The sequence below is a fragment of the Rhizobium sp. PRIMUS64 genome (assembly GCF_023006465.1).
Classification (GTDB): domain Bacteria; phylum Pseudomonadota; class Alphaproteobacteria; order Rhizobiales; family Rhizobiaceae; genus Rhizobium; species Rhizobium leguminosarum.
This window is the reverse complement of record NZ_JALBGX010000250.1, coordinates 1-4,035: the sequence shown is the minus strand read 5'-3', so window position 1 is coordinate 4,035 and position 4,035 is coordinate 1. Positions and strand designations below refer to the sequence as shown.

The window sequence follows — 4,035 nt, the reverse complement described above, 5'->3', positions numbered from 1 at the left end:
CGGGCGCCGGTTCGGCTGCGCGGACGGGGGCCGCCGGAGCGACGGGTGTGATCGGCTTTTCATCTTCCGGGCGCATCGGGCGCCGCTTACGGGTCTCGACGACGACCGCCTTGGTGCGACCTCGACCCATATCCTGGCGAACGGTGCCCTGGCTCATCCCCGATGGTTTCAGGGTGAGTGTCTTTTTGCCCGCTACGCTGATTGTCTTGTCGTCGTTACTATCGGTCATTCGTTCCCGTTCCTTCGGACAGGGAGCGATGACTAGATCAGACCCTGTCGTTCAATACTGTCGATCAATGAGTATGGGACCGGCCGATGCCGGTGACCGCCTCATTGTTTTTGCCGGCCAGCGCCGCCCGCTGCCCGGGACTGACCGCCAATACGGTACTGTTCGAGCATCTTTGCGCGCTTCACTACACCTTCACCCGCCTGCCCTGCAAGCACTGCGGCATGGATAAAAGCATTCTGGCCCATCAGGCCTTCCATTTCGCTCTCCGAGAAGAGACGGAAGGAAGGTATCTCCTCCTCGGTCTCCATTCCGAGGTGCCAGGCCTTGCGGGCCTGGTCGATTTTCCGGACGCCGTCGTCCGCTGCCCCAGTCGCGTGGAACACCGCAAGGGCTGCTCCGCTTCTAACCGCGGCATCCACTTTCGAGGATCCACTGACGAACTGGCCGGCTTTCCGCGCCATGTTCATCATCTGCATCAGTTGCGCCGCGAGCAGCCGATCGACACTCGCGCCGAGATCGTCCGCCGCCTTTACATCCGTCTTCAGTGCACGGGCGAAGAGCTTCTTCGCCACTGCCCTGTCGACCAGCGACCGGTCGATCTTCACCCAGCATCCACGTCCCGGAAGCTCGCGCTTCAGGTCGGCGACAACTGTTCCATCGGGAGCGGCGACGAAGCGGATCAGCTCTTCCGGCGATCCGCTTTCGCGCGTCACGATGCACATGCGTCCGTTCACGTCATAACCTGCAAGATCGTCGTCCTCGAGAGGAGCGTCCGGTTCATGCGCGGTCATCATGCTTCTTGTTCGGCTTCGGTGACCTCTTCTTCGGTCCCCTTATCCAGGTCCTCTTGCGTGATCCAGCCGGCCGAAAGGCGGGCCTGGACGATCATCTGTTCTGCTTCGACGCGCGACACGTCGAACTTCGAGAACAGGCCCTCGAACTTCTTCGTTTCGCCGTTCTTGCGCTCCGTCCAGCCGACGAGATCGTCGGCAGCACATCCGGCAAAGTCCTCGATCGTCTTGATGCCGTCTTCGCCGAGCGCCACCATCATCTGGGCGGTCATGCCGTTGATTTCACGCAGTTCGTCCTGAACACCGAGCGCCTTGCGCTTCTCGTCCATCTCGGCTTCGAGACGCTCGAGGAATTCGCGGGCGCGCTGCTGGATTTCCTGCGCCGTTTCCTCGTCGAAACCGTCGATCGAAGAGATTTCGTCGAGATCGACATAAGCCAGTTCTTCAACCGCGGCAAAACCTTCCGAAGCCAGAACCTGGCCGACCATCTCGTCGACATCGAGCGAATCCATGAACAGGTTGGTGCGCTCGTTGAATTCCTTCTGGCGGCGTTCCGATTCCTCGGCCTCCGTCATGATGTCGATATCCCAGCCGGTCAGCTGCGAGGCGAGGCGGACGTTCTGGCCGCGACGGCCGATCGCAAGCGACAGCTGCTCGTCGGGAACGACGACTTCGATACGCTCTGCATCCTCATCGAGAACGACCTTGGCGACTTCGGCCGGCTGCAGGGCGTTGACGACGAAAGTCGCCGGGTCCTGCGACCACGGAATGATGTCGATCTTCTCGCCCTGGAGCTCGCCGACGACGGCCTGAACGCGCGAGCCGCGCATACCGACGCAGGCGCCGACCGGATCGATCGAGCTGTCGTTCGAGATCACCGCAATCTTGGCGCGCGAACCCGGATCGCGGGCGACCGACTTCACCTGGATGATGCCGTCGTAAATCTCCGGCACTTCCATGGTGAAGAGTTTCACCATGAACTGCGGATGCGTGCGCGACAGGAAGATCTGCGGGCCGCGCTGCTCGCGACGGACATCATAGACATAGGCACGGACGCGATCGCCATAGCGGACGTTTTCGCGCGGGATCATTTCATCGCGGCGGATGATGCCTTCGCCACGGCCGAGATCGACGATGACGTTGCCGTATTCGACGCGCTTGACGGTACCGTTGACGATTTCGCCGACGCGATCCTTGAATTCGTCGAACTGGCGGTCACGCTCGGCTTCACGCACCTTCTGCACGATCACCTGCTTGGCGGACTGTGCGGCGATACGGCCGAAATCCATCGGCGGCAGCGGATCGGCGATGAAGTCGCCGAGTGCGGCGTCCGGGTTGCGGTCGCGAGCAAGCTCCAGCGGGATCTGCGTCGAATAATCCTCGGCCTTCTCGACGACTTCAAGCAGGCGCTGCAGACGGATTTCGCCGGTCTTCGGATTGATGTCGGCCCGGATGTTGGACTCGGTGCCGTAACGGGAGCGTGCCGCCTTCTGGATGGCATCGGCCATAGCGGCCAGCACGATCTCGCGGTCGATGACTTTTTCGCGCGCCACTGCATCTGCGATCTGCAGAAGTTCGAGCCGGTTCGCACTGACTGCCATTGTCTTGTTTCTCCGTCTTTACTCGCCGGGTTCCCGTCCCTAGAGCGGTCTGTTGATCGGTTATTCTTCGTCTTCTGCTTCGTTCTGGTTGGCAGCCTGGGCTTTCGCCAGCTTGTCGGCGCGCAACGCATCGCGGATCAGGTCGTCGGTCAGAATGAGCTTCGCATCGCTAAGCGCCGTGAAGGGAATGGTGACCTTCTGCTCTTCCCCATAGGCAACCTGGTCACGCTCGAGCGTGAAACCATCTGCGCCTGCTTCGACGATCTTGCCGCGGAAGCGCTTGCGATTGTCGATCAAGATCGACGTCTCGCATTTCACAAGGTGGCCCTGCCAGCGGACGAAATCGGATTTCCGCACCATCGGACGGTCGATGCCGGGCGAAGACACTTCCAGATGATACTCTTTATCGATCGGATCTTCCACATCGAGGACGGGAGAAATCGCCATCGAGACTTCTTCGCAATCCTGAACCGACATCGTGCCGTCGTTGCGTTCGGCCATAACCTGCATCGTCGCGCCGTTCTGGTTCAGCATACGGACGCGGATAAGCCTAAAGCCGATGCCGACGAGAACGGGTTCGATGATATCGGCAAGACGCTGGTCGAGCCCGGTTTCGGTAATCAGCCGCGGCTCAAGTTCGTTGTCTGCGTTTGTCATGTCCGACAAGCGGTGCGCTCCTCGCAATTTCATGCTGTTTAAGCGATCGCGGTAATAAAAAAGAGCGGGTCCTTGCGGCCCACTCTTCATCAAGCGATCAAGAATTTGAGAGGCATATAGTCGGGTTTTTCCGAAATTGCAAGGTCTGCGACCGATTCGGCCAATTCGCTTCCGGCGACGTGAACAGGCCTATGGCCAGCGCCGGTCTTGCGCATATATTGCCGTTGGCGCGCAATAACAAAAGCGGGAGAAATCGTGGCCTACACTTCGTCGACATTGGCGCCTTTGCGGCACGATACCTACCGCACCATCTGGTTTGCGAGCCTTTCCTCGAATTTCGGCGGCCTGATCCAGGCGGTCGGCGCCGCCTGGATGATGACGACGATCACCGCCTCGGAGGACATGGTCGCACTGGTGCAGACCTCGACGGCGCTGCCGATCATGCTGTTTTCGCTGATATCTGGCGCGCTGGCCGACAATTATGACCGCCGCCGGGTCATGCTGACGGCGCAGTGCATGATGCTCACCGTCTCGGCGCTGCTGACGGCCTCAGCCCTTCTCGGCTGGATCACGCCCTGGCTGCTGCTCTTCTTCACCTTCCTGATCGGTTGCGGCACCGCGCTCAACAATCCCTCCTGGCAGGCCTCGGTCGGCGACATGGTGCCGCGCGCCGATCTGCCGGCCGCGGTCACGCTGAACAGCATGGGTTTCAACATCACCCGCAGCGTCGGCCCGGCAATCGGCGGCGTCATCGTGG

At 60.7% G+C, this 4,035-nt stretch carries 5 protein-coding genes; 1 reads left to right on the top strand and 4 read right to left on the bottom strand.

Features of this window, described 5'->3' with window-relative positions; genetic code table 11:
* The 4 genes from MOV76_RS38590 to rimP form a co-directional block, all read right to left on the bottom strand.
* The coding region (locus MOV76_RS38590; RefSeq protein WP_247266534.1) for a translation initiation factor IF-2 associated domain-containing protein at positions 1-229 on the bottom strand (229 nt) is incomplete at its 3' end.
* Between the two features lie 101 nt (positions 230-330).
* Complete coding sequence (locus MOV76_RS38585) at positions 331-1,023, bottom strand: RNA-binding protein (RefSeq protein WP_017989926.1); 693 nt, start codon at positions 1,021-1,023, stop codon at positions 331-333.
* The gene (nusA, locus tag MOV76_RS38580; RefSeq protein WP_018244263.1) at positions 1,020-2,621 is read right to left on the bottom strand and encodes a transcription termination factor NusA; all 1,602 of its coding nucleotides are present in this window, start codon (positions 2,619-2,621) and stop codon (positions 1,020-1,022) included. The genes MOV76_RS38585 and nusA overlap by 4 nt, the downstream gene beginning before the upstream one ends.
* Before the next feature lie 60 nt (positions 2,622-2,681).
* Positions 2,682-3,287, bottom strand: coding sequence for a ribosome maturation factor RimP (gene rimP, locus MOV76_RS38575; RefSeq protein WP_018244264.1), 606 nt, complete (start codon positions 3,285-3,287; stop codon positions 2,682-2,684).
* Between the two features lie 198 nt (positions 3,288-3,485).
* On the opposite strand from rimP, the gene MOV76_RS38570 reads away from it, so the two are divergent.
* A partial coding sequence (locus MOV76_RS38570) for an MFS transporter (protein ID WP_247266533.1) occupies positions 3,486-4,035 on the top strand: 550 nt, incomplete at its 3' end.